24 protein-coding genes are annotated in these 25,028 nt (G+C 65.7%); 12 read left to right on the top strand and 12 right to left on the bottom strand.

Annotation, left to right across the window (positions count from 1 at the left end; translation table 11 throughout):
• Window position 1: 1 nt before the first annotated feature.
• The gene (locus AC1RBA_RS02905) at window positions 2-766 is read right to left on the bottom strand and encodes an alpha/beta fold hydrolase (protein WP_492416487.1); all 765 of its coding nucleotides are present in this window, start codon (window positions 764-766) and stop codon (window positions 2-4) included.
• An 88-nt stretch (window positions 767-854) separates the two neighbouring features.
• Here AC1RBA_RS02905 and AC1RBA_RS02900 point away from each other — a divergent pair, with 88 nt between their 5' ends.
• Window positions 855-1,613 carry an AraC family transcriptional regulator gene (locus AC1RBA_RS02900; protein WP_492416485.1) on the top strand — a complete coding sequence of 253 codons (759 nt, stop codon included), beginning with the start codon at window positions 855-857 and terminating at the stop codon, window positions 1,611-1,613.
• On the opposite strand, the gene AC1RBA_RS02895 is transcribed toward AC1RBA_RS02900, so the two are convergent.
• The 7 genes from AC1RBA_RS02895 to AC1RBA_RS02865 all read right to left on the bottom strand — a co-directional run bounded on the left by AC1RBA_RS02895 (window position 1,610) and on the right by AC1RBA_RS02865 (window position 6,733).
• Window positions 1,610-2,251 carry a CatA-like O-acetyltransferase gene (locus AC1RBA_RS02895; RefSeq protein WP_492416483.1) on the bottom strand — a complete coding sequence of 214 codons (642 nt, stop codon included), beginning with the start codon at window positions 2,249-2,251 and terminating at the stop codon, window positions 1,610-1,612. The two genes, AC1RBA_RS02900 and AC1RBA_RS02895, sit on opposite strands and share 4 nt — an antisense overlap.
• A gap of 37 nt (window positions 2,252-2,288) precedes the next feature.
• Window positions 2,289-2,678, bottom strand: a complete 390-nt coding sequence (locus tag AC1RBA_RS02890) for a DUF5071 domain-containing protein (RefSeq protein WP_492416481.1) — start codon at window positions 2,676-2,678, stop codon at window positions 2,289-2,291.
• 13 nt (window positions 2,679-2,691) lie between these two features.
• Window positions 2,692-3,912 carry an MFS transporter gene (locus tag AC1RBA_RS02885; RefSeq protein ID WP_492416479.1) on the bottom strand — a complete coding sequence of 407 codons (1,221 nt, stop codon included), beginning with the start codon at window positions 3,910-3,912 and terminating at the stop codon, window positions 2,692-2,694.
• A 134-nt stretch (window positions 3,913-4,046) separates the two neighbouring features.
• The gene (locus AC1RBA_RS02880; protein WP_070218428.1) at window positions 4,047-4,358 is read right to left on the bottom strand and encodes a pentapeptide MXKDX repeat protein; all 312 of its coding nucleotides are present in this window, start codon (window positions 4,356-4,358) and stop codon (window positions 4,047-4,049) included.
• 191 nt (window positions 4,359-4,549) lie between these two features.
• Entirely contained in the window at window positions 4,550-5,326 is a 777-nt protein-coding gene (locus AC1RBA_RS02875) for a molybdopterin-dependent oxidoreductase (RefSeq protein WP_070218429.1), read from the bottom strand.
• A 4-nt stretch (window positions 5,327-5,330) separates the two neighbouring features.
• On the bottom strand, window positions 5,331-5,927 hold the full coding sequence (locus AC1RBA_RS02870) for a cytochrome b/b6 domain-containing protein (protein WP_492416477.1): 597 nt from the start codon (window positions 5,925-5,927) through the stop codon (window positions 5,331-5,333).
• The gene (locus AC1RBA_RS02865; protein ID WP_071650140.1) at window positions 5,927-6,733 is read right to left on the bottom strand and encodes a DUF1223 domain-containing protein; all 807 of its coding nucleotides are present in this window, start codon (window positions 6,731-6,733) and stop codon (window positions 5,927-5,929) included. Before AC1RBA_RS02865 ends, AC1RBA_RS02870 begins: the two co-directional genes overlap by 1 nt.
• A gap of 131 nt (window positions 6,734-6,864) precedes the next feature.
• Between AC1RBA_RS02865 and AC1RBA_RS02860 the strand changes: the two genes are divergently transcribed.
• From AC1RBA_RS02860 to AC1RBA_RS02815, 10 genes are all read left to right on the top strand, one after another.
• Window positions 6,865-7,455: a sigma-70 family RNA polymerase sigma factor gene (locus tag AC1RBA_RS02860; protein ID WP_070218431.1), complete on the top strand. Its 591-nt coding sequence runs from the start codon at window positions 6,865-6,867 to the stop codon at window positions 7,453-7,455.
• Window positions 7,452-8,099, top strand: a complete 648-nt coding sequence (locus AC1RBA_RS02855; protein ID WP_070218432.1) for an NrsF family protein — start codon at window positions 7,452-7,454, stop codon at window positions 8,097-8,099. Before AC1RBA_RS02860 ends, AC1RBA_RS02855 begins: the two co-directional genes overlap by 4 nt.
• Before the next feature lie 131 nt (window positions 8,100-8,230).
• Complete coding sequence (locus tag AC1RBA_RS02850) at window positions 8,231-9,739, top strand: DUF4331 domain-containing protein (RefSeq protein ID WP_492416474.1); 1,509 nt, start codon at window positions 8,231-8,233, stop codon at window positions 9,737-9,739.
• 13 nt (window positions 9,740-9,752) lie between these two features.
• Complete coding sequence (locus tag AC1RBA_RS02845) at window positions 9,753-10,001, top strand: hypothetical protein (protein WP_230502968.1); 249 nt, start codon at window positions 9,753-9,755, stop codon at window positions 9,999-10,001.
• Window positions 10,002-10,065: 64 nt separating this feature from the next.
• Window positions 10,066-11,280, top strand: coding sequence for a tetratricopeptide repeat protein (locus AC1RBA_RS02840; protein ID WP_492416472.1), 1,215 nt, complete (start codon window positions 10,066-10,068; stop codon window positions 11,278-11,280).
• Window positions 11,277-12,509, top strand: a complete 1,233-nt coding sequence (locus tag AC1RBA_RS02835; protein ID WP_492416470.1) for a HupE/UreJ family protein — start codon at window positions 11,277-11,279, stop codon at window positions 12,507-12,509. The genes AC1RBA_RS02840 and AC1RBA_RS02835 overlap by 4 nt, the downstream gene beginning before the upstream one ends.
• A gap of 129 nt (window positions 12,510-12,638) precedes the next feature.
• Window positions 12,639-13,148 (top strand): sigma-70 family RNA polymerase sigma factor, encoded by a 510-nt coding sequence (locus AC1RBA_RS02830; RefSeq protein ID WP_230502962.1) that lies wholly within the window; start codon window positions 12,639-12,641, stop codon window positions 13,146-13,148.
• Window positions 13,145-14,137 carry a FecR domain-containing protein gene (locus tag AC1RBA_RS02825; RefSeq protein WP_492416468.1) on the top strand — a complete coding sequence of 331 codons (993 nt, stop codon included), beginning with the start codon at window positions 13,145-13,147 and terminating at the stop codon, window positions 14,135-14,137. Before AC1RBA_RS02830 ends, AC1RBA_RS02825 begins: the two co-directional genes overlap by 4 nt.
• A gap of 103 nt (window positions 14,138-14,240) precedes the next feature.
• Complete coding sequence (locus AC1RBA_RS02820) at window positions 14,241-16,703, top strand: TonB-dependent siderophore receptor (RefSeq protein WP_492416466.1); 2,463 nt, start codon at window positions 14,241-14,243, stop codon at window positions 16,701-16,703.
• A complete protein-coding gene (locus AC1RBA_RS02815; protein ID WP_492416465.1) occupies window positions 16,703-17,917 on the top strand; it encodes a PepSY-associated TM helix domain-containing protein in 1,215 nt (404 codons plus the stop codon). The genes AC1RBA_RS02820 and AC1RBA_RS02815 overlap by 1 nt, the downstream gene beginning before the upstream one ends.
• On the opposite strand, the gene AC1RBA_RS02810 is transcribed toward AC1RBA_RS02815, so the two are convergent.
• Both AC1RBA_RS02810 and AC1RBA_RS02805 read right to left on the bottom strand, forming a co-directional pair.
• Entirely contained in the window at window positions 17,918-18,463 is a 546-nt protein-coding gene (locus tag AC1RBA_RS02810; RefSeq protein WP_492416463.1) for an RNA 2'-phosphotransferase, read from the bottom strand.
• Between the two features lie 17 nt (window positions 18,464-18,480).
• Window positions 18,481-20,550 carry a TonB-dependent receptor gene (locus tag AC1RBA_RS02805; RefSeq protein WP_492416461.1) on the bottom strand — a complete coding sequence of 690 codons (2,070 nt, stop codon included), beginning with the start codon at window positions 20,548-20,550 and terminating at the stop codon, window positions 18,481-18,483.
• A gap of 95 nt (window positions 20,551-20,645) precedes the next feature.
• Here AC1RBA_RS02805 and AC1RBA_RS02800 point away from each other — a divergent pair, with 95 nt between their 5' ends.
• Window positions 20,646-21,875 (top strand): response regulator, encoded by a 1,230-nt coding sequence (locus AC1RBA_RS02800; RefSeq protein WP_492416459.1) that lies wholly within the window; start codon window positions 20,646-20,648, stop codon window positions 21,873-21,875.
• Here AC1RBA_RS02800 and AC1RBA_RS02795 read toward each other — a convergent pair.
• Together AC1RBA_RS02795 and AC1RBA_RS02790 are read right to left on the bottom strand one after the other, a co-directional pair.
• Window positions 21,854-22,228, bottom strand: a complete 375-nt coding sequence (locus AC1RBA_RS02795; protein ID WP_492416457.1) for an immunity 22 family protein — start codon at window positions 22,226-22,228, stop codon at window positions 21,854-21,856. The genes AC1RBA_RS02800 and AC1RBA_RS02795 overlap by 22 nt on opposite strands.
• Before the next feature lies 1 nt (window position 22,229).
• Entirely contained in the window at window positions 22,230-24,923 is a 2,694-nt protein-coding gene (locus AC1RBA_RS02790) for a polysaccharide deacetylase family protein (RefSeq protein ID WP_492416455.1), read from the bottom strand.
• Window positions 24,924-25,028: the final 105 nt, after the last annotated feature.

Raw genomic sequence — 25,028 nt, 5'->3', positions numbered from 1 at the left:
GTCACTGCGCCGATAGAAACGCCTCGATGCTGGCCGCCAGGGCCAGCGGCGTTTCATTCATCGGATAGTGTCCCGCATTGCCCAGCACCTCCAGCCGGGCTTGCGGGTACCACGCCAGATACGTGCGGCGCATCAAGTCCGCATCGAAGCGGGGGTCGTGTTCCCCCACCAGCGCCAGCAAGGGCAGTTTCGGCGCTGATCCTTGCACTTCGCCGCTGAAATCCGTTTCGCTCCACGCGAGAAAATAGGCGGCAAACGCGGCCTGATCCGAACTTTCCCACGAATACTGCGCCTTCCAGTCCAGCCAGCTTGCAGGCAAGCGCCCGCCCGTGCTGCGATCGATGATGGCGCGCCGCGCATCGATGTTCGCGCTGGCATCGAGAAACAGTTGCCGGGCCGGCCCCTGCAGCGCCACGCCGCAGCTGGGCACGGGCGCCACGGCCACCAGCTTGCGCAAACGCAAGGGCGCCAGCAAGGCCAGCCGTTCCAGCGCCATGCCGCCCATGGAGTGACCGACCACGCTGAATGTGGCAAAGCCCAGCGCATCGGCCAAGGCCAACGCGTCCCGGGCGACCTCTTCCATCGAATATTCTCCCGCCGCGCCGCGCATGCCGCCATAGCCGCGATTGTCCATGAAGACATAGATGAAAGCGCCGCCATCGAGGGCCGCTTCCATCGGCGCAAACGCGTGCGCGTCGCCGAACCAGCCGTGCAGGACGATGACGGCGTGGGGGCCATGACCCACGCGATGATAGGTATTGTGCATATGCATCCTTGAAGGAAAAGTCTGCATGGTAGTGGCACAGGCAACGGCCCGCTTTCGATGGCAGGTCAAATACTGTAGAGTATGGGCCATGGATGATTTTTATACGGAAGTGCCGCGCACACTGATCGCCACGGCGCGCGACTATGCCCCCGGCGAGATATTCCCCAGTCACAGCCATGCGCGCGGGCAATTCGCGTATGCGGCGCGCGGCGTCATCAGCGTGCACACGCCGCAGGGCAACTGGCTGGTGCCGCCGCAACGGGCTTGCTGGCTACCGGCCGGACTCGTCCACGGCATGCGCATGCATGGCGCCGTGACCATGCACAATGTGTTTGTCGATCCGCACGCCATCGCCAGGATGGATTTGCCATCCGATTGCCAGGTGCTCGATGCCTCGCCGCTGCTGCGCCAGTTGCTGGCCGAAGCCGTGACCGTGGAAGCCTTGTATGTGCAAGCGTCGCGCGCCGGACGGTTGATGGCCTTGCTGCTCGACGAGATCGCCGCTGCCAATCCCCTGCCCCTGAGCGCGCCCCTGCCGCAGGACGCCAGGCTGGCGCGGCTGTGCATGGCAGTGCTCGAACAGCCGAGCCTGGACAGCGGCCTGGACGCGATGGCGGCGCAGGCAGGCATGAGCCGCCGCACGTTTACGCGGCAATTCCGCGCCCAGACGGGGCTGGCCTTTGCCCAATGGCGCCAGCAAGCGTGCCTGCTGGCCGCCATCACGCGGCTGGCCGAGGGGCAAGCCGTCACCCGCGTGGCGCTCGATCTCGGCTATGCCAGCCCCAGCGCCTTTACGGCCGCCTTCCGCCGCGTGCTGGGGCAGGCGCCCAGCGACTATTTAGCTTAGGCAATCATGGCGGCGATGCGCTGCGCCAGCGCCTGCGCCAGTTTCTGCACATGGTAGCCGTCGACAAAGCCGTGATGGGCCTGCGCCGAAAACGGTATCCGCATGCGGCCATCGTCCTGCGGCGGGCCGAATTTGCCCCAGGTAAAGGTCGGGATATCCGCGTCGCGGTGGCGGCAGATCGGGTGCTCGATGGCCGCCAGCTCCAGCCATGGCAAACAGGTAATGAAGATATTGTTGCGCTGCTCGCGCTCGCTTTGCCCCTCGCCCGTGTTGATCAGCGCGCAGCTCGCTTCGGCGATGCGCTTGGCTTCCAGGCTGCGTTCGATGAATACGTCGAGCTGGTCGGTCATGGCAAAACGCGTGTAATTGAGGTTCTCGTCGCTGTTGATGACGGTGTAGGACGCGGGAAAATCGTCGATACGGATCACTTCGCCCTGGCAGATGCGGTACATGAAATTATCGATTTCCTTGACCGTATTGAGCAGGCAAAACAGGAAAAAGTGAAACACGGGAATGTTCCGTTCCTTGCACCAGGGGCGGAAATCGGGCACGTCGAGCTGGAAATTGATGTTGACGAGGGGATTGTCGAACGCCCGGAACAAGTCATAGCGGTCGCGCCGCTTTTCAAAATTTTTCATGCGGCGAGTGTAGACGATGCAGGTGCTGGCGGGCAAGTCACGCCGCACCAGCGCCGCTGCCCGCCAAAATCTCCCGGGCCGCCTCGGCCACGCCTTCTTCCAGCTCGGCAGCCGTTGGCGCCAGGGCGAAGCGCTGCAATTGCCCGTCCACCGCGGCAGCCAGCCCGGAGGAATGGCGCACGATGCCCAGCAGAACAACATATTTCCACTGTTCATCGTCGCTGGCCAGCACCGTTTTGACATAGGGAGCCAGGCGCGGACCGATGCTGGCCAGAAAAGGCAGGAGGACGGCGGCCACGGGCCAGTTCGCGTCCTGCACCCACTCGAGGATCTGCGGCATGGCGGGACGCAGTTCTTCCCAGCGCAAGGCGGTCAGGGCTTGCGCATTGCCCGTGTCGTGTTTATCGCGCGGCAATGGCAGACTCATGCGAGGCATCCTGTCATGCGGCGGCGCCATGCGCCAGCCCCTTCTGCACCTTCCACGCCAGCGGCAAGGTCAGCAGCAATACGGCCGCCAGCGCCAGCAAGGCCGTGGGCACGCTGGTATGGTCGCCCAGCGCGCCGAACAGCACGGGCGACAGCGCCCCGCCGCCGATGCTGCCCGTGTAGAACAGGGCAAACGCGTGCTCGCGCTTGCCCGGCTCGGCCAGTTCCGGCACCACGCCGTACAGCACGGACGAGGTGCCGTTCAGCGCCAGCCCCAGCAGTGGCAGCATGGCCATGATGCCGGCCAGCGGCAGCCACAGGGCCGCGACGATCAGCAGCGAGGTCATCGATTCCGTCAGCCACACGGTCTTCATCATGCCGATGCGCGCGCCCAGGTAGCCGCACAGCAACTTGCCGAAGGCGCCGCCCACGAACAGCAGCGACAAGGCCACGCCGATGCCGGCCGTGCCCGCGCCCTTGCTTTTCAGCAAGAACGGCAAGAAGGTGAGAAAACCCATCCGCACGGCGCTGTCCAGGGTGCCCGTTGCCAGCAGCGCGCGAAAGCTTGCTTTGGAGCCGCTGCCAGTGACGGGCTTGACCGCTTTCTTCTGACTGGCCTGGATCTCTTCCGGCTTCGGCAGCAACCACCACAGCAAGCCGGCCGCCGCCAGGCCCAGCAAGCCCAGCAGGGAAACGCTCGCTTGCCAGCTGCACACCAGCAACAGCAAGCCCACCAGCGCGGGAATCAGGGTCTTGCCGATATCGCCCGCAAAGTTGTAGTGCGACAGCGCCTCCTTCACGCCGCCGCCCGCCTCGTGCGTATCGGTGACGATGGACGAAGCCAGCGGATGCTGGGTGCTGGCGCCCAGGCCGCCCAGCAGCAAGGCGATCAGCAGCACGGCCAGGCCGCCCGCTTGCCCCGCGATCAGGTAGGCGACGCCGGCCAGCGCCGTGCCGCCCACCAGCATGCGCTCGCGTCCCCAGCGCCTGGCCAGCCGGCTGGCCAGCAGCTGGAATCCGGCCATCATGCCCGAGTAGGACCCGCGCAACAGGCCCACCATGGCGTAGCTGATGGCAAACTGCGCCTGCCAGATGGGCAGCAGCACATAGATCACGTCCGTCAAGCCGTCATGCACGGCATGCGCGCTGCAGGCGGCGAACAGCGAGCGGCGCCGGATCGATTTATCGGAAGGATGTGCTTCGGGGGACAGCGTGGCAACGGACGGTTCGGTCATGACTGTGCATGCGGGAAATCAGGAGGCGTCAAGCTTACACCAATTAGCAACTTCGCATCATGCGGCAGCATGGGTGAACGCTGGAAGACGCGCGCGGCCTGGCGCCATCGCGTTGACGGCGCCAGGCCCCTGCACTACTTGGCCATCGCATCCTTGGCCATGCCATCCTTTTTCATTTCATCCTTTTTCATTTCATCCTTCTTCATACCGTCTTTCCCCATGGCATCTTTTGCCATGCCATCCTTGGCCATGTGATCCTTCTTCATGTGTTTCTTGGCCATCGGCTTGTGCATGCCGTCCTTGCCCATCGCATCCTTGTGCATGGCGTCGGCCGAGGCAGGCTTGGCCATCGCGTCTTTCTGCATGGCGTCCTGGGCAAACGCGGCGCCCGACATGAGGATGGCGGAAGCGATGATGGCGGCGAAGGTGGTAATGGTGGTTTTCATGATATGTCCTTGTCTCAGTGTTGGATGGGCGAGATTGCCCGGTGGTAAAACTATTGCTGCGCTACAGGGTGCTGCTTGCTGCTGAACATAAGGAAGGCCGGGAGGTGCTCAGGGCCAGGCGCATTGCCGCAGGCAGTACGACTAGTACGACAAGGCAATGCAACGCCGCCCTGGCCGGCTCCCCGGCCTTTCTAGGAACCGCCGAACCAGTTGTAGCCCTGATTCTCCCAATACCCTCCCGGGTAGGTATTCGTGACAAAAATGGCCTGGATGTGCTTGGGGTTCTTGTAGCCCAGCTTGGTCGGCATGCGCAATTTCATCGGGTAGCCGTATTTCGGCGGCAATTCCTGGCCGTCGTACGTGAGGGCCATGATGGTTTGCGGATGCAGGGCCGTGGCCATGTCGATGCTCGTGAAATAATCGTCGGCGCACTGGAAGCCGATGTATCTGGCCGTCGTGTCGGCGCCCACGCGCTTGAGGAAATGGGAAAACGGCACGCCGCCCCACTTGCCGATGGCGCTCCAGCCTTCCACGCAGATGTGGCGCGTGACCTGCGTTTCCTGCGGCAAGGCGCGCAGCTGCGGCAGGGTCCACGGCTTCTTGTCGGCGATCAAGCCGCTCAACTCCAGGCGCCAGGCGTCGCCATCGACCTGTTCCACCTCATCCTCGCCGTAATAGGCGTTGAAGGGAAACGGCCGCGTGATCATGGAGTCCGGGTAAGTCGGCGCCAGTTTATTCGGGTCGAACAGCCAGCCCTGCACCCGGTCGTTCATGCGCGACACGGCCGTCAAGGCTGTCTCGATGCTGGACGGGTCGCTGGCGTTGCAACCCGTCAGCAAGGACAGGCCCCCCAGAGTCAGGCTGCGCTGCAAAAACAGGCGCCGCGACGGCTGTTTGATCTGGCGCAAGGCGTCGGCCAGCATGGCCTGGCCCTCTTCTTGCACGAGGATGGTTTTTTTCATGCTCATCTCCTTAGCGGCCGCGCAACATGGCGACCAGGGTGCGCGGCACCAGTGCCACCATCAGCAGGTGCACGCCCACAAAGCCCGTCAGCAGCGCCATGGCGATGAAGTGGACCCTGCGCGCGCTCTCGTAGCCGCCCAGCAGTTCGCGCAGCAGGGGAAACTGCACGGATTTCCACAGCACCAGGCCGGACAGCACCAGCACGATGCAATCGAGCATGACGAACAGATAGGCGGCGCGCTGCACCATGTTGTAGCGGCGCGGGTCCGCATGGGCCAGCTTGCCCTTCAGCGCGGCGATGAAATCGGCCAGCAGCGCTCGCGGCGAGAGGGGAAAGAACTGGCGCCACAGCCGTCCCGAGACGATATTGATGACCAGATACAGCAGGCCATTGGCCACCAGCAGCCACATGGCGGCGAAATGCCATTGCAGGGCGCCGCCCAGCCAGCCGCCCAGGGTCAGCGCGCGTGGCAACTCGAACGGGAAGAATGGCGCCGCGTTGTAGATGCGCCAGCCGCTGGTGGCCAGCACTACCACGGCCACGGCATTGAACCAGTGCGTCAGGCGCAGCCAGGCAGGGTGGATCACGCTCGCTTGTCCGTTCATCACATCACCCCTTTCGCGCAGGATGCCGTACTGACGGCTTGCAGGATGGCGCTGCTGTCGGCCCGCTGCACGAAGGCGACGATTTGCAGGTTTTCCGGGCGCCAGCTGGCGGGCAGGCTGACTTCGCGGCGCAGCCGGGCGCGGCCTTGCGCCAGCGCAACCGGCCCCAGCCACAGGCGCACGGCCGCATCGTGATGCAGGGTGGCGCCGCGGTTTTCGCCGCGCAGCACGGTCGAGACGATGCCGTTTTCGCTGATGGCGACGTATAGCTGGCCGTCCGTCCGCGCATCCGGCGCGCTGGCATCGGCTTCCAGCAGCAGCTTCCCACCCGGCGCCGGCGTGGCGGACAGGCGGATAGCGACGGGCGCGGCGGTCGCGTTGATGCGGCGGATGGCGGCCGGCAGCTGCGTATCCCAGCCGCGCAATTCCGTGCCGCCCACGAAGAACTGGGGCGTATAGGCCACATGGCGCGGCTGGTGGCGCAACAGCTCGGCCTGGCGCGCATCGAATTGCGCCTGCGCCAGCGGGTCCGTCCAGCCGATCTGGTCCCAGTACGTGACGTGCAGGGCCAGCGGCACGATCAGGCTGGCCGCCCCCGCTTCCTTGCGCAAGGCGTTCAGGCGCTGGTCGGCGGGCGGGCAGCTGGAGCAGCCTTCGCTGCTGTACAGCTCCACCAGCGCCGCCGTCTGCGCACCGCTTTTGACTTCGCAGCGCTGGCCGGAAGCCATCTGCGCCATGGCCGGCGCTACCACAGCCATGCTCAGCAAGGGTAAAAGTAATGTTGCAAGGCGCTGCTTGATGTCCATGGTCTTTCACCGGTATATTAAAAATAGGAAGCGTGCTTGCCTGTCAATTCGCCGCACCGTGCGGATTGGTTACAGCCACCCTCAAATAATTTAAGATTTATTTTTTTCAACGCCTGTCACCAAAGGCTTGCATGCAACGAATACCAATAAGCGAGCAGTTGCACGGCACGGAATTGCGGCTGCACGGCTTGATGCTGCGCGGCCTCGATGGCGATGCGGCGGCGTATCGCAGTTTCTTGCAGGCAAGCAGCGCCCATTTGCGCGCGTTTTTCCGGCGCCGCCTGCAGCGCTGGCCGGACGAGGTGGAAGACCTGGTGCAGGAGTGTCTGCTGGCCATCCACAACCAGCGCTTGACGTATGACACGGGGGTGCCGCTGACGTCGTGGATCCATGCGATCGCGCGCTACAAGATGATCGACTGGCTGCGCCGGCATGGTCGGCGCGAGGCGCAGCACTTGCCGTATGACGAAGAAGATAGCGCGCAGGAACTGTTTTCCAGCGCCGATGCCGAGGCGGCCGAGGCCAGCCGCGACCTGGGCAAGCTGCTGGCCACCTTGCCGGCGCAGCAGCGCGACGCCATCGTGCATACCAAGCTCGACGGCTGGTCCGTGCGCGACACGGCGGCGGCCATGGACATTTCGGAAGCCAGCGTCAAGGTGGCCGTGCACCGCGGCTTGAAGGCCCTGGCGGCCCATTTAAGGATAGAAGGAAACGCACCATGAAAACCGATGACTTGATCGCCATGCTGGCCAGCGGCCCGGACGTGGCCGCCGCGGCGCCGCCCGGCACGCACTGGCGCGCCGCAGGCACCTTGGGCGCCGGCCTGCTGGCCAGCGTGGCCCTGATGGCCATGCTGCTGGGCGTGCGGCCCAACCTGGAACAGCTGGCACTGCTGCCCGACTTCTGGATCAAGGTGGGCTTCGTCGTGTGCCTGTGCCTGGCGGCCTGGCACGTCAGCCGCCGCCTGTGCGTGCCGGGCGCCAACACAAGCGCCCTGCCCCTGCTGCTCGCCATGCCCCTGCTGCTGATGTGGGCGCTGGGCGCCATCATCCTGAACGAAGCGCCGCCCGAACAGCGCGCCGATCTGTTCTGGGGCGCCACCTGGCGCAGCTGCCCCCTGCTGATCGCCATGCTGTCGCTGCCCATCCTGGCCGCCGTGCTGCGCCTGATGCGCCAGCTGGCGCCCACGCGCCTGCGGCTGGCCGGCGCCGCCGCCGGTTTTGCCGCCGGCGGCATGGCTGCCCTCGTGTATTGCCTGCATTGCCCGGAGCTGGCGGCCAGCTTCGTCGGCTTCTGGTACGTGCTGGGCATGCTGGTGCCGACCGCCATCGGCGCCGCCCTCGGTCCCAAAGTGCTGGCCTGGTAGGGGGCCTACAAGGTCAGTTGCAGACTTTGACAAAGAGTTGAATCCGTTTTTTGTAGCCGTTCGTATAAGCCAGGCAGCCTGCAGTTTCTTGGACTTGTCTGTCAACGCCAACAAAAATCGGGAGAATCGAAATGTCATTGTCATACTCGAAAACCGCACTGGGCGCCGCACTCCTGGGCAACCTTCTCGCCGTTTCCTTCACTTTGGCCATCGCGCCAGCCGCCTACGCGTCCAGCCACCGCGAAGCGCCGTTCATCACGCAAAACCCCAAAGTCGACGCCACCGACTTCTACATGTTCCGCAGCTATGAAGCGGGCCGCGGCGCCTACACCACCCTGGTGGCCGACTATATTCCCCTGCAGGACGCCTACGGCGGCCCGAATTACTTCGCCATGGACCCGAACGCCCTGTACGAAATCCATATCGACAACAATGGCGACGGCAAGGAAGACCTCACCTTCCAGTTCCGCTTCAGCAATACCATCAAGGACGGCCAGTTCACCGTGGGCGGCAAGAAAGTGTCGATTCCGCTCGTCATCAACGGCGGCGCCATCGATTCCGTCAACCCGGCCGGCCTGAACGTGCGCGAAACCTACAGCGTGACGGTGGTGCGGGGCGACCGCCGCTCGGGCACGCGCAGTAGCGTGACCAACGCCACAGGCGGCGGCACGACGTTCGACAAGCCCGTCGACTACATCGGCACCAAGTCCATCCCCAACTATGCCGCGTATGCCGCGCAGCACGTCTACACGGTCAACATCCCCGGCTGCGCCACGCCGGCGCGCATGTTCGTCGGCCAGCGCAAGGACCCGTTCGTGGTCAACCTGGGCGAAACGTTTGACTTGATTAACATCAAGGCGCCTGCCACGGAGTTTGCCGCGAATGCGGAGTCCGCCGCCAGGGATGACCTGGCCCGCAAGAACGTCACGGCCATCGAGATGGAAGTGCCAACCGCGTGCCTGACGGCGGGCCTGGAGCCCGTCATCGGCGGCTGGACCACGGCCAGCCTGCGCCAGGGGCGTCTGCTGAACCCGGCGCCGGGCAGCACCGCGGCCTCGAAGGAAGGCGGTGCATGGGTGCAGGTATCGCGCCTGGGCATGCCGCTGGTGAATGAACTGGTCATCGGCCTGAAGGACAAAGACCGCTTCAACGCCAGCAAACCGTCGGGCGACGCGCAGTTTGCCGACTATGTCACCAACCCGACAGCGCCGGCGCTGGTGGAAGTACTGTTCGGCTCGGCAGGCGCCAAGGCGCCCACCAACTTCCCCCGCAACGACCTGGTGGCCACCTTTTTGACGGGCATCAAGGGCGTCAACCAGCCCGTCACCGTGACGGCATCGGAAATGCTGCGCCTGAATACGTCGATCGCGCCCACCAACGTCGGTGCGCAAAACCGCCTCGGCGTCATCGGCGGCGATAACGCGGGCTTCCCGAACGGCCGCCGCCCTGGCGACGACGTGGTCGACGTGGTGCTGCGCGTGGCCATGGGCAAGCTGTGCACCTTGAACATCGGCTGCGCCCCGGCCGACGCACCGGCCGGCGCCCTGCACTTCACGGACGGCGCTTTCCTGGATGAAACCTTCTTCACGGCGGGTTTCCCTTACCTGAAAACGCCCGTGGCCGGTTCGCCACAGCAGTAACAAGGAGAACGCGATGAAAAAGCTCTATCTGATCGGCGCCCTGGCGCTCGCGGCCCTGCTGGCCGGCTGCGGTGGCGGCAGCAGCAGCCACGACGGCGATAACGGCAACGGCGGCACCACGCCGCCGCCCGTGGTCTTGCTCGATGCGTTTTATGTGGCCGTCAGCAACGTCATCCTGACCACCAGCGATGACAAGGATGGCGTCGCCATCGACGCCATCATGGCGACGTCGCCGGAAGACACGGAACCGGTGCCGTTGTAAGGCCCTCGCGGGCGCCGGGGAGTCCGCTCTCCGGCGCCCGCATCAATGACTGTTGATGGCATCCATGATGAAAACACCGATTTCCCTGCTGTGCGCCTGCCTGCCCCTGCTGGCCCTGGCCGCGCCCTACACGCCGAAAGACGGCGGCGCCGTCATCGAACAGCTGCCGCGCCGCGCCGACGCCACGCAGAGCGAGCTGCGCGGCCTGCGCCAGCAATTGAATGCTACGCCGCAAGACCTGGCCTTGGCGGCAAGCCTGGCGCAGCGCTACATCGCCCTGGCGCGCAGCGAAACGGACCCGCGCTACCTCGGTTACGCGCAAGCGGCCTTGGCGCCCTGGTGGCGGCAAGCGGCACCGCCCCTGCCCGTGCGCCTGCTGCGCGCCACCATATTGCAAAGCACCCACAAGTTCGGTCTCGCCCTGCAAGACCTCGACGCCGTCATCGCGCAGGAACCGGCGAATGGCCAGGCCTGGCTGACGCGCGCCACCGTCCTGACCGTGCAGGGCGATTACGCGCAGGCGACAGCCAGCTGCGCCCGCCTGTCAGCGCTCACGACGCAGCTGGTCACCGTCACCTGCCTTGCCAATATCGCCAGCGTCACGGGGCGCGCCGCCGCCAGCGAGCGCCTGCTGGACCTGACCCTGCAAAGAAGTGCCGGCGCGGCGCCCGAGCTGGAAAGCTGGGCCGCCACCCTGCTGGCGGAAATGGCCACGCGGCGCGGAGATTCAACGCTGGCCGAAGCCCGCTACAAGACCGCGCTGGCGCGGCAGCCGCGCGACAGCTATCTGCTGGGCGCCTACGCGGATTTCCTGCTGGACCGGCAGCGTCCGCAGGAAGTCGTCAAGTTGCTGCAAGACCGGCAGCGCATCGACGCCCTGCTGCTGCGTTACGCACTGGCCCTGCAATCGCTGCCCGGCCGGCAAGCGGCATTCCAGGCGGCCAAGGCCGAGCTGGCGGCCCGCTTCACCGCCGCCATGCAGCGGGGCGACACCGTGCACCAGCGCGAGCAAGCCCGTTTCGCCCTGTTTTTGCAAAAAGATGTGCCGGCCGCCCTGCAGCTGGCGCAGCAGAACTGGGCCATCCAGAAGGAAGTGCCCGACATGCGCATTGCGCTCGAAGCCGCCCTGGCCGCGCGCAACTACGCGGCGGCCCGGCCCGTACTGGCGTGGGTGGCGGCCAACGGCGTGGAAGACGTGGCTCTGCAGCGCCTCGTCAGACAGCTGGGGCCGCAGGATGGACAAAAAGTCAGTTTTATCAAGAAAGCAGGTGTGCTGTGAGGTGTGCTGTAAAGCGCTGCCTGTTCATCCTGCTCCTGTGCGCCTGGCTGGCACCCGCGCAAGCCCACAAGCCCAGCGACAGCTATCTGAGCCTGGCCGTGCATGGCCAGCAGGTCGAGGGGCAATGGGATATCGCCCTGCGCGACCTCGATTTCGCCATCGGCCTCGATGGCAATGGCGACGGCGCGCTGACCTGGGATGAAATCCGCGCGCGCCATGCGGCGATTGCCGCCTACGCGCTGCAGCGCCTGCAACTGGTCAGCGACCAGGGCGTCTGCCCCTTGCAAGCCGTCGAACAGTTGATCGACAACCATACGGACGGCGCCTACAACGTGCTGCGCTTTCGCGCCGACTGCCCGGGCGCCGCGCCAGCCAATCTGACCATTGGCTATACGCTGTTCGCCGACCTCGATCCGCAGCACAAGGGGCTGCTCAAGATCGACAGCGGCGACGCCACGCAAACGGCCATCTTCGACCCGGACAGCCCGCGCCAGACCATTTCGCTGGCCGCGCCCGACCGCCTGGCGCAGTTCGGCGCCTACGTGAAACACGGCATCTGGCATATCTGGATCGGCTACGACCATATTTTGTTTTTGCTGTCGCTGCTGCTGCCGGCCGTGCTGCTAAAAAGTCCAAATGACACGGACCGTTTAAACCCAACGGCAGAGAGCTGGGGTCTGTCCTTCCAGGAGCGGAATGTGCCCCATTGGGGCATATTCCCCCTGAGGGTCCGACCCCAGGCTTTGCCTCTGGGTTTGAATGCGGCGTTTATTGACGTTTTCAAAGTCGTCACGGCGTTCACGCTCGCCCATTCCATCACCCTGAGCCTGGCCAGCCTGTCGCTCGTATCGCTGCCGTCGCGCTGGGTGGAGTCGGCGATCGCCGCTTCCGTGATCCTGGCCGCGCTGAACAACCTGCTGCCCCTGTTCCGCGGCAAGCGGCCCGTGGCCGCGTTCGCCTTCGGCCTGATCCACGGCTTCGGCTTTGCCAGCGTGCTGCGCGACCTGGGCTTGCCGCAAGGCTCGCTGCTGGCCAGCCTGCTGGGCTTCAACGTGGGCGTGGAAATCGGCCAGCTGGCCATCGTCGCCGCCTTCTTGCCCCTCGCCTGGCTGCTGCGCAAGACCTGGCTGTACCGGCAAGTGCTGACCGTGGGATCGCTGGTGATTGCCCTGGTGGCGTGCGTGTGGCTGGTCGAGCGGGTGGCCGATATCAAGCTGATCCCGGCCTGATGCGGGCCCGACAGCGTTGCTGGCCCGCCACTGCCGGGCCACAAGTCGCGGCAATCGGGCTACAATACGAACAATTCTCAATCGCATCAAGGCCACGCTGTCCCGCGGACCATGGCATGGAAAGGTTGCATGCTACGCCCGGAACTGGAACTGCACCATCAAATCGAAATCCTGTACAGCGACCATCACGGCTGGCTGCAGGGCTGGCTGCGCCGCAAGCTGGGCAACGCCTTCGATGCGGCCGACCTGGCGCACGACACGTATCTGCGCATCCTCGCGCGGGGCCGCGCGCCCCAGCCGGAAGAATCGCGCCAGCATCTGGCGCAGATCGCCAACGGCCTGGTGGTGGACCTGTTCCGCCGACGGCATATCGAGGCCGCCTATGCGGACGCCATCGCCGCGCAGCCGGAAGCGACCGTCCCCACGCCGGAAATGCGCGCGCTGATCGTCGAGACACTGCTGGAAATCGACGCCATCCTCGCCAGCCTGCCGGCCAAGGTGCGCGACGCCTTCCTGCTGTGCAAGCTCGAAGGCATGGCGTATGCCGACATCGCCGCGCGCCTGGGCGTATCCGTCTCGTCCGTGGAAAAGTACATCGCCCGCGCCCTGCTGGCCTGCTGCGCGGCGCAATTCGCATGAGTTCCCAAGCGGACGGCGCCCCCATCGCCCCTGCCGCGCTGCAACGCGCCGCCGAGTGGATGGCGCGGCTGTGGGCGGAAGACGCCAGCGCGGCCGACGCGGATGCGTGCGCCGCCTGGCGCGCCGCCCACCCCGAGCACGAGCGGGCCTGGGCCCGGCTGCAGCGCTTCGCCCGGCAATTCGACGCTTTGCCGCGCGAGGTGGCGCGCGGCGCGCTGGCGCCGGTCCAGCGCCGTGCCACCGGGCGCCGGCGCGCCTTGCAGCTGCTGGGCCTGATCGCGGCGGGCGGCGGCACGGCCCTGCTGGCGCACGAGTCCGGCCTGTGGCAACGCATGGGCATGGGCAGCGACTACCGCACTGTCGTGGGCGAGACGCGCGCCATCGTGCTGGCCGACGGCACGCAGGTGGTGCTCGACACGGCCAGCGCCATCGACGTGCGCTACAACGCCGGCGAACGGCGCATCGTGCTGCGCGCGGGCGCCATCCTCGTCACCAGCGCGCATGAAAACGCGGCAGTCTACCGCCCTCTGCTGGTGGCAACGCCGCAGGGCACGGCCACGGCACTGGGTACGCGCTTCTCCGTGCGCCTCGACGATGGCGTCAGCCAGGTCGCCGTCTTCCAGGGCGCCGTGGCCCTGCAGCCGGCCCGCGCCGGGGCGGAATCCCTGCATCTGCAGGCGGGCCAGCGCGCCGGCTACACGCGGCAGGACGTGCAGGACGTGGCGAGCGTGGAAGACAGCGCCGCCGCTTGGGCGCAGGGCAGCCTGGTGGCCGAGCGCATGCGCCTCGATGACTTGCTGGCCGAGCTGGGGCGCTACCGCCACGGCGTGCTGCGCTGCGACGAGTCCATCGCCGGCCTGCGCGTGACGGGCGTGTATACGCTGCGCGACACGGACCGCTCGCTGGCCAACCTGACCCTGAGCCTGCCCGTGCAACTGCGCTACCGCACGCGCTACTGGGTCAGCGTGGGGCCGCGCCAGGCTAGCTGAAAAATACCTGCAAAATAAATGAAAAAACGTTGAGGGTTTTGGCTTTTCGTTCGGAATACGGGAAGAACCGATTTTTCCCCGCCACTTTCCAAGGATTTGCACCATGCCTCCTCGCCTGACCGCTCCCGCACCCAAGCTGCGTCCGTTTCCCCTCGCCGCCGCCATCCAGGCCCTGTTCCTGGCAGGTACCGCCTTCGGCGCCGTGGCCGTCACGGCCCCTGCCGCCCACGCCCAGGTGGCCGGCAACGCGCAGGCGCAGCGCCAGTACGCCATTCCCGCCGGGCCGCTGGAACGTGCGCTGACCAGTTTCGCCAGCGCGGCCGGCGTGGAACTGTCGGCCGATGCGGCCCTCCTGCAGGGCAAGCGCAGCGGCGGCCTGGCGGGCAGCTACACGGTGCGCCAGGGTTTCGAGGAACTGCTGCGCGGCCAGGGCGTGCGCCTGGTGGCAGGCGCGAATGGCGCGTATGCGCTGCGCGCGGACGCCTCCGCGGCACAGCCGCCAGCGCCGGCCAGCGCCACCCTGCCCGCCATCACCATCAATGCGAGCAGCGAGCGCGAGACGGCCACCGGTCCCGTGCGCGGCTATGTGGCGCGGCGCGGCGCCTCGGCCACCAAGACCGACACGGCCCTGAACGAGAACCCGCAATCCGTATCGGTGGTCACGGCCGATGAAATCAGCGACCGCAATGCCGAGTCGCTCGATGAAACCCTGCGCTACACGGCCGGCGTGACGCCGAACCAGCGCCCGCTGGGCAGCGACGATTCCTCGCTGCTGCGCGGCTTCACCATCGAGACGAACGGCATCCTGCAGGATGGCTTGCGCAATTCGGGCCGCACTTTTGGCGCCTCGATCGAACCGTATGGCCTGGAACGCCTGGAAGTGCTGCGCGGGCCCGCGTCCGTGCTGTACGGGCAGATTCCGCCCGGCGGCATGGTCAACGCCGTCAGCAAGCGCCCCAGCGCGGATGCCGTGCGCGAAGTGGGGATTGAGTACGGCAGCTACCAGCGCCGCCAGCTGAAAGCCGACGTGGGCGGCACGCTCGACGCGCCGGGCGCCTGGACGTACCGGGTCGTCATGCTGGGCCGCGAAGCCCATACGCGGCTGGAGCGCGACCGCGACAACCGCCTGTACTTCGCCCCCTCGCTCACGTGGCAGGCGGGACCGGCCACGCGCCTGACTTTGCTGGCCCGCTACGAACAGGACAACCAGCAGTACGCGTTTCCCAACCAGCTGCTGCAGCCTGGCCCGCGCGGCCAGGTCGATCCGAAAGTCAACCTGATGGGCGACGATAACCGCTTCAAGCGTCGCAATACCATGCTGGGCTACGAGTTCGAGCACAGCTTCAATGACACCTGGTCGCTGCGCCAGAACCTGCGCTACACGCGCCTGAACAACGACCGCACGGACATGTTCCCCCTGGGCCTGAATGACGATGGCACGGTGGAGCGCTATTTCATGCCCGTCGATACGGCGTCGAAAAGCCTGTTCGCCGACACCCAGCTGCAGGCGCGCTTTGCCGCCGGCGGCCTGGCGCACCAGGTGCTGCTGGGCGTCGATTACGCGAACATCCGCAACACGGACGACTACCGCCATCAAAAAGGCTTTATCGCGCCGATCGACCTGTACCAGCCCGTGTACGGCAAGCAGCCGCTGCTTCCCGCCAAGGCGCCCACGCGCGCTGAAGCGCCGTCGCGCCAGCTGGGCCTGTATGCGCAGGATCAATTGAAATGGGACCACTGGGTCGTGACGGCCGGCCTGCGCCGCGACAAGGCCACGCAGTCGCGCGACGTCACCGACCTCCATAGCGGCGCCGTCAAACCCGACTTCCACCAGTCGCCATCGGCCACCACGGGCCGCGTGGGCGCCGTCTACCTACTCGATGGCGGCTGGGCGCCGTACGTCAGCTACGCCACTTCGTTCTCGCCCGAACTAGGCATCACGGCCAACGGCAGCGCCCTGAAGCCATCGCGCGGCAAGCAGTTCGAGGCGGGCGTGCGCTACGAACCCGTGGGCCAGCGCGCCAGCTATACGGCGGCCGTCTTCGACCTGGTGCGCGACAACGTCACCACCTCCGACATCGGCAATCCGGGCCGCCTGCAGCAAACGGGCCAGGTGGGCTCGCGCGGCCTGGAACTGGAAGCGCGCACGGAGTTTGCCAGCCGCCTGAGCCTGATCGCGCAATACACCTACCTCGATACGGAAGTCAGGAAGAGCAATAACGGCGACCTGGGTCTGCAGCAAGCGGGCGCGCCGCGCCACAGCGCCTCGGCCTGGGCCCGCCAATCGTTCAACCTGGGCACGGCGCTGCCCGCGTATGCGGCGCTGGGCATGCGCTTTCTCGGCGCCATGCGCTCGAACTCCGACGGCGAGAACCTGAATATCCGCAATGGCGGCATCACGCAATGGGATGCGGCGCTGGGCGTATCGCGCGGACCGTGGCAGTTTGCCCTCAACGTCAACAATGTGTTCAACAAGCAGACCCTGTATGACTGCGGCTACCTGCCCAATCTGTGCTACCGCAATGCCGAACGCACGGCCAACGTCAGCGCCATGTACCGCTTTTGATGCCATCGCTGCAAATGCGCCCTGCATTGGCGGCGCTGCACCGCTACGCCGGCCTGCTGATGGCCGGCTTCCTCATCGTGGCCGGCGTCACGGGCAGCGCGCTCGCGTGGAAGGATGAACTGGAGGCGGCCCTGCTGCCTGCCGTCTTCCGCGCAGCGCCGCCAACGCCGCGCGCCGCGCCGCTCGACGCCCTGCTGCTGCGCGAGTCCGTCGCCGCGCGCTTCCCGCAGGCGCAGCTCAGCTACGCGCCGCTGTCGGCGCCGCCCGGCCACAGCATGGTGTTCTACCTGCGCCAGTCTGGCGACGCGCCGCTGGCCAGCGATGAAGTGTTCGTCGATCCGTACACGGGCGCGCTACTCGGCCAGCGAAAATGGGGCGAGATCGGCCAGGGCGCCATCAACCTGCTGCCCTTCATCGAGCGCCTGCACTATGCGCTGGCGCTGGGCGACACGGGCTTGCTGATCTTCGGCCTGATCGCCATCGTCTGGACCATCGACTGCTTCGTCGGCGCCGCCCTGACCTTCCCCGCACGCCTGAAAAAACGCTCGCCGGGCAGCAAACCGTGGCTGATGCGCTGGCGCCCGTCGTGGCTGCTGCGCCGCCATGGCGGCACTTATAAACTGGTGTTCGACCTGCACCGCGCGGGCGGCCTGTGGCTGTGGGCCATGCTGCTGGTGTTTGCCTGGAGCGGCGTGGCCTTCAATCTGTACGGCGCGTATGCGGCCGTGATGCATCCGCTGTTCCCCCATCAGCCAGCCGAGGAAGTGGTGGCGCGGCACACGCCGTCGCCGGGGCCGCGGCTGGACTGGCCTGCCGCCCGCGCGCAAGGCCGCAGCCTGATGGCGCAACTGGCGCGCAGCGGGCACTTTGCCATCCTCGAGGAAAACGCGCTGGCCTATGAGCGCGGGCTGGGCGTCTACAGCTACAGCGTGCGCAGCAGCCGCGACGTGCGCGAACACAAGGGCCTGACCACCGTCTTCTTTGACGCGGCCAGCGGCCGGCAGCTGGCCGCCTGGTTGCCCACGGGCGCGGCCAGCGGCGACACCATCCGCAGCTGGATCAGCGCCCTGCACATGGCCTCGATGTGGGGCTGGCCCTTCAAACTGTTCATCTGCGCCATGGGCGTGCTGGTGGCGGGCCTGAGCGTGACGGGCGTGCTTATCTGGCGGCGCAAGCGCCAGGGGCAAGCCAGGGCCAGGGCGCTAAGCCATTAATCAGGGAAAACCGATGAACGCCGGCGGCACGGCCTGCGTCAGCCACACGCCGTTGTCTGACACATAAAACACGTGGCCCTGCGCCTGCATGGCGGCCGCATCGACCGTCAGCACGACGGGCTTGCCGTGGCGCGCACCCACGGCCACGGCCGTTTCGCGGCTGGACGACAGGTGCACGTGATTGCGCGATCCCGGCAGCAGGCCGCCGGCGCGGATCGCTTCCACGAAACGGCTGGCCGTGCCGTGGTACAGCATGGCGGGCGGCGTGGCGGGCGGCAGTGCGATATCGACGGCGGCCAAGGAATGCCCCTGGTTGGCGCGGATGCGCAAGCCGTCATCGCTGATGGCGTAGCGCGTCTTGCTGTCGCGCGCCACCACCTCATCCAATTGTTCGCGGGAAATATGTCGCCCATGCTGGGCAGCGTGCGCCAGCAGCTGACCGATATCGGCCCAGCCCTGGGCATCGAGCGCGAGGCCGATTTTTTCGGGAGAGTGGCGCAGTATGAGGGCAAGGAATTTACTGGTATTTACTAGGTGATCGGTCATGCCCCAGTTTATCGTTATCAGAACGCATACGACAAGGTCAAGCGCGCGGACCGGGGTTCGACGGGATGAAAGTGCCGGTCATTCACGCCGTCCGCCCCCTCGCCGGGCAGCCGTGACGCATAGTAGTAATCGATGTCGCTGGCGCGCTTGTTGAACAGATTGAAGACGTCGAGCGACAGCCGCGTCTTGCGGTTGAGCTGGTAAGCGAGGCGCGCATACGCCAGGGTGGTCGAGGCCGAGCGCACGCTGTTGTCTTCGATCAGGGGACGGGGGCCGAAATAGCGCAGCTGCAAGGCGCCCGACCACGGCCCCCGGTCCGTCACGGTCACGCCGAACGACGCGACCTTGCCGATCGCGCCCGGAATATGGTTGCCGGCCGCATCGTTTTGCGTGTAGCGCGAGCGCGAGGCGGCCAGGTCCAGGTCGAACAGCAGCCACGGCGCGGCAACATAATGGTTGTTCCACTCGATGCCGTGGCGGCGGCTGGCACGGCTCGGCTGCGTTTCGCCCGCGTCGCCGACGAACAGCAGTTCCGACGCGAGATCGAGCCGCCACAGCGCCAGCGAACTTTGCAGGCCCGGCAGCCATTCCGAGCGCGCGCCCAGTTCCAGGCCCCTGGTCGGCACGAGGGGCGTCACGGGAGCCGAAGGCGTGCCATCGGGCAAGCGCGTCTGCGTCGTGCCCCGCGCATCATTGCTATGGAAACCCTTGCCGTAGTTCACGAAGAATTCCGTCTGGCTCCACGGCCCGAGGATCAAGGACAGCTTGGGCGACACCACGTGGTCGCTTGCCGTACCGCTGTTGCCGGCGATGCTGCTGGCCACATTGAAACGGTAGGCGTCGTAGCGCACGCCCGCCACGGAACGCAGCCACTGCAGCCACTGGGTCGTGTTTTCGCCGTACAGGCCGACGCTGGCCTCGCGCACCCGGTCTTCGCGCACCGTGGCTTGCCGCACTCTGTCCACCGTGCTGTACAGGCCCACGGGCGACACCCGGTCATAACGGGCCTGCACGCCGAGCTTGTTGCGCATGGAAAACCCCGCCAGCTCCGTGGTCCAGCTTTCGCTCGTGTTGACACCGGCCACCGTGCGCCGCTCGCTTTGCTGGAACTGGTCGCCGGCGGCCGGGTCGGCCAGGAAATAGGTGAAGTCACTGTTGAGTTCCAGCTGCGAGCGGATCAGGTACGCGTCAAACTCGAACACCCGGTTTTCCATGCGCCGGCGCATCGCATACGACAGGCTGGCGCGCGAGGTGTCGCCGCCGTCGCTGGGCGCGAGCGAGCCAAAACGGCCGATCTGGCCGGACGCCACGGCGCGCAGCGGCACCTGGTCCGTGGCGTTCCAGCTGTTCTTGTAGGCCATGGCCGTCACGCTGAAGCCGTCGTCCGGCGTGCCCTGGCTGTAGCGCAGCACGCCGCTGACCTTGCGCACGCGCTCCGGCACGTCCCAGGGGCCATTGTTGCGGTTCACTTCCAGGCCATACAGCAAGGTGCCTGGTCCCGCATCAAGGGAATCGGCCACGACGGCGCGCACATAACCATGCTGGCCCACGGACACGCTGGCCTGGCCTTGCGGCAATCTGTCGGCCAGGCGGATGCGCGCCGCGCCCGCCGAGGCGAAATCGCCTTCGTCCGCGAAATACGGCCCCTTCTTGTAATCGATGCGCTGCACCAGCTCGGGAATGAGGAAATTGAGATCGGAATAGCCCTGGCCATGCGCATGCGTGCGCATGTTGACGGGCATGCCGTCCACATAGGTGGCGAAATCCGTGCCATGGTCGAGGTTAAAGCCGCGCAAGAAATACTGGTTGGCCTTGCCGTCGCCGCTGTGCTGGGTGACGATCAGGCCCGGCACGAATTCCAGCAATTCGCCCGTGCGCAAGGCGGGCCGGTTGACGATCAGCTCATTGGTGATGACGCCTTGGCTGGCCGCGTCCGAGGTGCCGACGGCGTTGTCGTAGTGGCCCGTCACGCGCACGGTGCGCGACGCATCCGTGGGCGATGCGGCCTCCGGCGCAGCCGCCTTGCCGGCACCGGCCACCAGCAACAAGGCACAAGCTGCCAGCTGTTTGCGTTTTATCAACCGCATCGCGTCTCCCCTTTTTATGATGTCAGTACAGGCTCCTACGGGATATATACGCGGCAGACCGGCTGCCTGGATTCAGCATTTTTCAAGGAGCGACCGTGGACCTGAGCGACAGCAGCGGCAAGGCGAGCAAAAGCGTCACGGCGGCCGTGCGCAAGCGCGACGTGCTGCCGTACATCCTGCTGTTCATCCTGCTGGCGGGCTTGCTGTCCGTGCTGGCGGGCGCCCTGCTGCCGCCCTACTACCACGCCGTGCCGGCCCTGCTGTGGAGCCTGGGCTTTTGCGTCAGCGGCATGCTGCTGGGGTTTTTATTCGGCATACCGCGCAGTCTGCCCTCGGGTACCGTCAACGCCGCCCCGCCCGACGAGCAGGCTAATGGCAAGGGCCGTTCCACGGACGAGCCTCCCCCGGCAAGCGCGGACGCGGCAACCGGCAACCCCAGCAATACCCTGTTCCTGGGCACGCCCACGCCCATGGAAATCAATTCGAATCTGGTGGAAGTGTCGGACTGGCTGACGAAAATCATTGTCGGCGTGGGTTTGATCGAGCTCAAAAGCCTGCCTGGCAGCGCGCGCAGCATGGCCGCCTTTATCGCGCCCAGCCTGGCCACGGACACGCCCACGGCCATGGCGGTAGTGGGCGGCATCATGCTGTTCTTTTCCGTGCACGGCTTTTTGATCGGCTATTTGCTCACGCGCATTTACCTGTCCATCATGATCAAGCGCGCCGACAGCCTCGTCAAGAACGAATCCGTGCGCCTGGAAAGCGGCAAGGAAATCGAAGTGACGGAACTGAGCCGTTTGCAGCAAAAGTCGCTCGACGACATGCAGGAAGCCGTCACGCAGTTGCTGCTGGCCCATCCCCCCGATGGCGCCGCCGCCGTCACGGCCCTGGCCGCCGCGCCGACGGCGCAACGGCCGGTCAGCCTCGTGCTGTGGCTGGACGACCACCCGCGCAACAATACCTTGCTGATGGAGCAGCTGGAGCGGGAAAACATCAAGGTGGACCAGGCCGTGTCGACGCGGCAGGCGCTGGCCATGCTGCAACAGAAGCACTACGCGCTATTCATCACGGACATGGCCAGGGTGGAAAACGGCCGCCGGGTCAAGGATGCGGGCGTGCGCACGGTGCGCGAAGTGCGGCAGGCGCAGCCCGCATTACCGATCATCGTCTATTGCAACAAGGATACGTTGGCAAGCTATGGCACGGAAGCGCAGGCGGCGGGTGCCCGTTTCATCACCACCTCGGGCACCAGCCTGCTGGCCAGCGTCAACAAGCTCATACATGAACAACGCGGAAATGAGGCTCAGCCGCCGTCGCAGGCGTAGCTGCCCACGTGGTGCAGCGAGCTGCGGTGCGGATGCGCCAGTCGATTCGGCGCAAACACGCACACGGCCGTATCGGCCAGCAAGCCCTGCGCGTCCGCGCACGCCTGCGCCAGCCAGTTGTCCGCATACGACACGCCGTCGAGCAACTCTGCCAGCGGCGCGGGCGCGGCCAGCAGCGCGCTCTCGAAGCAGGCCGGCTCATAGTCCGTCAGGCCCGTTTCCAGGAAGAATGGCGACGGCACGGCATCGCCATCTTCCGTGTACGCGGGCGCCAGGTAAGCCTGCAGCGCTTCCCAGCTGGGAAAGCGGCCGCTGCAGGTGAAGACGTGGACCATGGGCAAGTTGGACGTCAACTTACAGCTTTTCCATCTTTTGCCGCACGGCCGGCGCCGTCAAGGCCGTCGGCGCCAGCTCCAGATACGTCTTGTACGCCGCTTTCGCCTTGGCCGCATCGCCGGCCTTGGCATACGCGTCGCCCAGGTTCAGGTAGGCGATGGCGCGCGACGGGTCCATCTTGACCGTGTTTTCAAACCAGCGTGCCGCTTCGCGGTATTTTTCCTGCTTGTAGAAGACAAAACCCAGGTTGTTGGCCGCCAGCGCGAAGTCGGGACGCAATTTCAGCGCTTCCGTAAATTGCGCTTCCGCCTGCGCGTACTGTTTCTCCTTGTACAGCTGCAAGCCGCGGTCGTTGGCCCGCTGCGCCAGCTGGCGTGTGGAGGTCGGTACGGCGCCCGGCGTGACGATCTTCTGCTCGCCTCCCTGCAAATCCTTCACCGTCACGCTGGCCGCAGCCGGCTTCGCGTCGAGCTTGCTGTTCAGGGCGATGGCTTCCGTCGACAGCTGCGTCGTGTTCGGGCTGAGGAATTCCGTCTCGCCCGGCAATTCGAAGACGAAATCGCCTCCTTCCGATCCGGGCAAGCTGCCGAACGCGGGCGTCTGGTTCGACACGCTGGACACGGCGGGCGCTACATACGCCGCCAGTTCCGTGGCCGTGATCAGGCCGTCGCCGTTCAGGTCGCCCTTGCCCGCCAGGCCTTGCAACAGCGTCCATGTAAACACGGAGTGGCCGTTCGGTCCGCCATCGGCCACCAGCTGGTCGCCGCCGCCGGCCGTCAGCATTTGCCGGCCGATGCGTTTGGCATTGTCGCGCAAGAAAGAGCTGGAACCGGCGCCGCGCGTGAGGCCCAGGCCGCTGTAGCAGGCATCCATGACGAAAAACGCATGCTTGGCCGTCAGGGACTCCGCGATATTCTGGATTTCCGTCATCGGAATCGCATCCGTGGCGAACTGCGCCGGGTCGGAATCGACGGGCACAATGTAGCCGAGGTCGCGCCCCGAGCTCAGCTTGCGCGTGGCGCCGTGGCCGGCGAAGAAGACGAAGATACGGTCATTCTTTCGCACGCCGCCATGGGCCAGCTTGTCATGGAAGGCGGCCAGGATGTTGTTGCGCGTCGCTTCGCCATTTTTCAGGGTCACGACGCGCTCGGGCGCGAACGCGAATTTTTCAATCAGCGTTTCGCGGATGCCCTGCGCGTCGCGCACCGCATATTGCAATTTCGGCCATTTCGCGTAATCGTCGATGCCGATCACGACGGCCCAGGAATTGGCGTAGCCCGTGGTGACGGGCACTTTTTCCGGCGCGGGCGCCGTGCTTTTCGCCACCTGGAAGCTCGTGCCATCCCAGCCCGCGAATTGATAGCCTTCCGCGATCAGCTTGTCGAGCACGGCCGGCAAGGCTTTCACCGTGCGTTCGTGGATGTCGTGGAACAGGACGATGCCGCGCCCCGCCTTGTCGACGGACGCCAGCACGCGGTTCGTGATCGAGCTGGGCACGGGGTCGGCCCAGTCCAGCGAATCGATATTCCACATCACGGATTTCAAATGCGCGTCGGCCAGCGCGGCCATGCCTTCGCTATTGCGCGCGCCATACGGAAAGCGGAACAGCGCGGCCCGCTCGGGGCTGATGGCTTTTAATAAAGTGTCGGTGCCGAGGATTTCGCCTTTCAGCTTGTCGCCCGTCTGCTTCGACAATTGTGCATGGCTGAAACTGTGGTTGCCCACGGCATAGCCTTCCTTCATCAACTTGCGGCTCACTTCCGCGCCCGCGCCCAGCTTGGCGTGGCCTTCCGCGTCCAGGCTGCCCAGGTTGCGTCCCACATTGAAGAACACGGCCGGCACGCCATACTGTTTCAAAATGGCGCTGATTTCTTCCGTGTAACGGCGGTGCGGGCCGTCGTCGAAGGTCAGCACGATGGTTTTCTTCGGCAAGCCCAGGCCGAAGATTTCCGCCTCATCTTTTTTTGGCGCCGGCTTGGCTTCGGGCATGGAGCCGGCGGGAGGAACGGCATACGGCACGACGATGCCGTTTTCCTTCAGAATCTGTTCGCGGCTGTACAGTTTTTTCAGCTGCGCCACATAATCATCCCACCGTTCACGCTTGAGTTCGATGGACCGCTGGCCCAGGTTGCCGAAGATTTGCCGGATTTCCTTCTCGTAATTGCGCTCGATCTCGCCCAGCGCGTCGAGGTCTTCGGAAATGCGCTTGTGAAGCTTGATCGCCGGCAAGGACGAGTCCTTGGCCACGTCGGCCAGCATGCTTTGCAGCAGTTCGCGGAAAGCCAGGCGGTCCGCGTCATACAGGCCGGGATCGGATTCGATATAGGTGAGCAGGCTGTCGAGCGCTTCGAAGCGGCCCGGATTGGTGGGCGCCGTCAGTTGATCCAGCGCTGCATCGAGCTTGGCGATGCGTTCCTGGTTTTCATGGAACAGCGCCTGCCCCACTTTACGGGCTTCGTCGCGCGCGCCTTCGGGCAATCTTTGCTCGTCGGCCAGCAGCACGATGATCTTGCGGAAATTGCCCAGCAAATCGCGGAATTGGCTGGCCACGGCGGCCGTATCGACGGCGGAATGCGGCGCGGCGGCCGGGCTGCCTGCGGCGGGAGCGCCCGGCGTGGCGGTGGCGGCCGGACGGGTGTAGCTATAAATGCCGGCCCCAGCGGCGAGAGCCACGACAACGGTGGCGGCGATCTTGATCGGCTTGGAAGTCACAGGCTTGTCATTCCCTTCACATACTATGCATACAATTCAGATGGCGCGGATGCGCAAGATGCATAATTGTAAAGCACGCTTGGCACTTGCTCAGCCCGCACGATG

The sequence above is a fragment of the Janthinobacterium sp. GW823-FHT03B06 genome (genome assembly GCF_058796955.1).
The sequence above is the reverse complement of the archived record's forward strand: the minus strand, read 5'-3'. Positions and strand labels throughout refer to the sequence as shown.

Coding starts and splice junctions, on each gene's coding strand:
- AC1RBA_RS02880 (WP_070218428.1), bottom strand. CDS start 4,358: ATGAAAACCACCATTACCACCTTCGCCGCCATCATCGCTTCCGCCATC.
- AC1RBA_RS02905 (WP_492416487.1), bottom strand. CDS start 766: ATGCACAATACCTATCATCGCGTGGGTCATGGCCCCCACGCCGTCATC.
- AC1RBA_RS02895 (WP_492416483.1), bottom strand. CDS start 2,251: ATGAAAAATTTTGAAAAGCGGCGCGACCGCTATGACTTGTTCCGGGCG.
- AC1RBA_RS02840 (WP_492416472.1), top strand. CDS start 10,066: ATGATGAAAACACCGATTTCCCTGCTGTGCGCCTGCCTGCCCCTGCTG.
- AC1RBA_RS02855 (WP_070218432.1), top strand. CDS start 7,452: ATGAAAACCGATGACTTGATCGCCATGCTGGCCAGCGGCCCGGACGTG.
- AC1RBA_RS02825 (WP_492416468.1), top strand. CDS start 13,145: ATGAGTTCCCAAGCGGACGGCGCCCCCATCGCCCCTGCCGCGCTGCAA.
- AC1RBA_RS02820 (WP_492416466.1), top strand. CDS start 14,241: ATGCCTCCTCGCCTGACCGCTCCCGCACCCAAGCTGCGTCCGTTTCCC.
- AC1RBA_RS02865 (WP_071650140.1), bottom strand. CDS start 6,733: ATGGACATCAAGCAGCGCCTTGCAACATTACTTTTACCCTTGCTGAGC.
- AC1RBA_RS02860 (WP_070218431.1), top strand. CDS start 6,865: ATGCAACGAATACCAATAAGCGAGCAGTTGCACGGCACGGAATTGCGG.
- AC1RBA_RS02845 (WP_230502968.1), top strand. CDS start 9,753: ATGAAAAAGCTCTATCTGATCGGCGCCCTGGCGCTCGCGGCCCTGCTG.
- AC1RBA_RS02900 (WP_492416485.1), top strand. CDS start 855: ATGGATGATTTTTATACGGAAGTGCCGCGCACACTGATCGCCACGGCG.
- AC1RBA_RS02810 (WP_492416463.1), bottom strand. CDS start 18,463: ATGACCGATCACCTAGTAAATACCAGTAAATTCCTTGCCCTCATACTG.
- AC1RBA_RS02805 (WP_492416461.1), bottom strand. CDS start 20,550: ATGCGGTTGATAAAACGCAAACAGCTGGCAGCTTGTGCCTTGTTGCTG.
- AC1RBA_RS02875 (WP_070218429.1), bottom strand. CDS start 5,326: ATGAGCATGAAAAAAACCATCCTCGTGCAAGAAGAGGGCCAGGCCATG.
- AC1RBA_RS02815 (WP_492416465.1), top strand. CDS start 16,703: ATGCCATCGCTGCAAATGCGCCCTGCATTGGCGGCGCTGCACCGCTAC.
- AC1RBA_RS02890 (WP_492416481.1), bottom strand. CDS start 2,678: ATGAGTCTGCCATTGCCGCGCGATAAACACGACACGGGCAATGCGCAA.
- AC1RBA_RS02885 (WP_492416479.1), bottom strand. CDS start 3,912: ATGACCGAACCGTCCGTTGCCACGCTGTCCCCCGAAGCACATCCTTCC.
- AC1RBA_RS02850 (WP_492416474.1), top strand. CDS start 8,231: ATGTCATTGTCATACTCGAAAACCGCACTGGGCGCCGCACTCCTGGGC.
- AC1RBA_RS02870 (WP_492416477.1), bottom strand. CDS start 5,927: ATGAACGGACAAGCGAGCGTGATCCACCCTGCCTGGCTGCGCCTGACG.
- AC1RBA_RS02830 (WP_230502962.1), top strand. CDS start 12,639: ATGCTACGCCCGGAACTGGAACTGCACCATCAAATCGAAATCCTGTAC.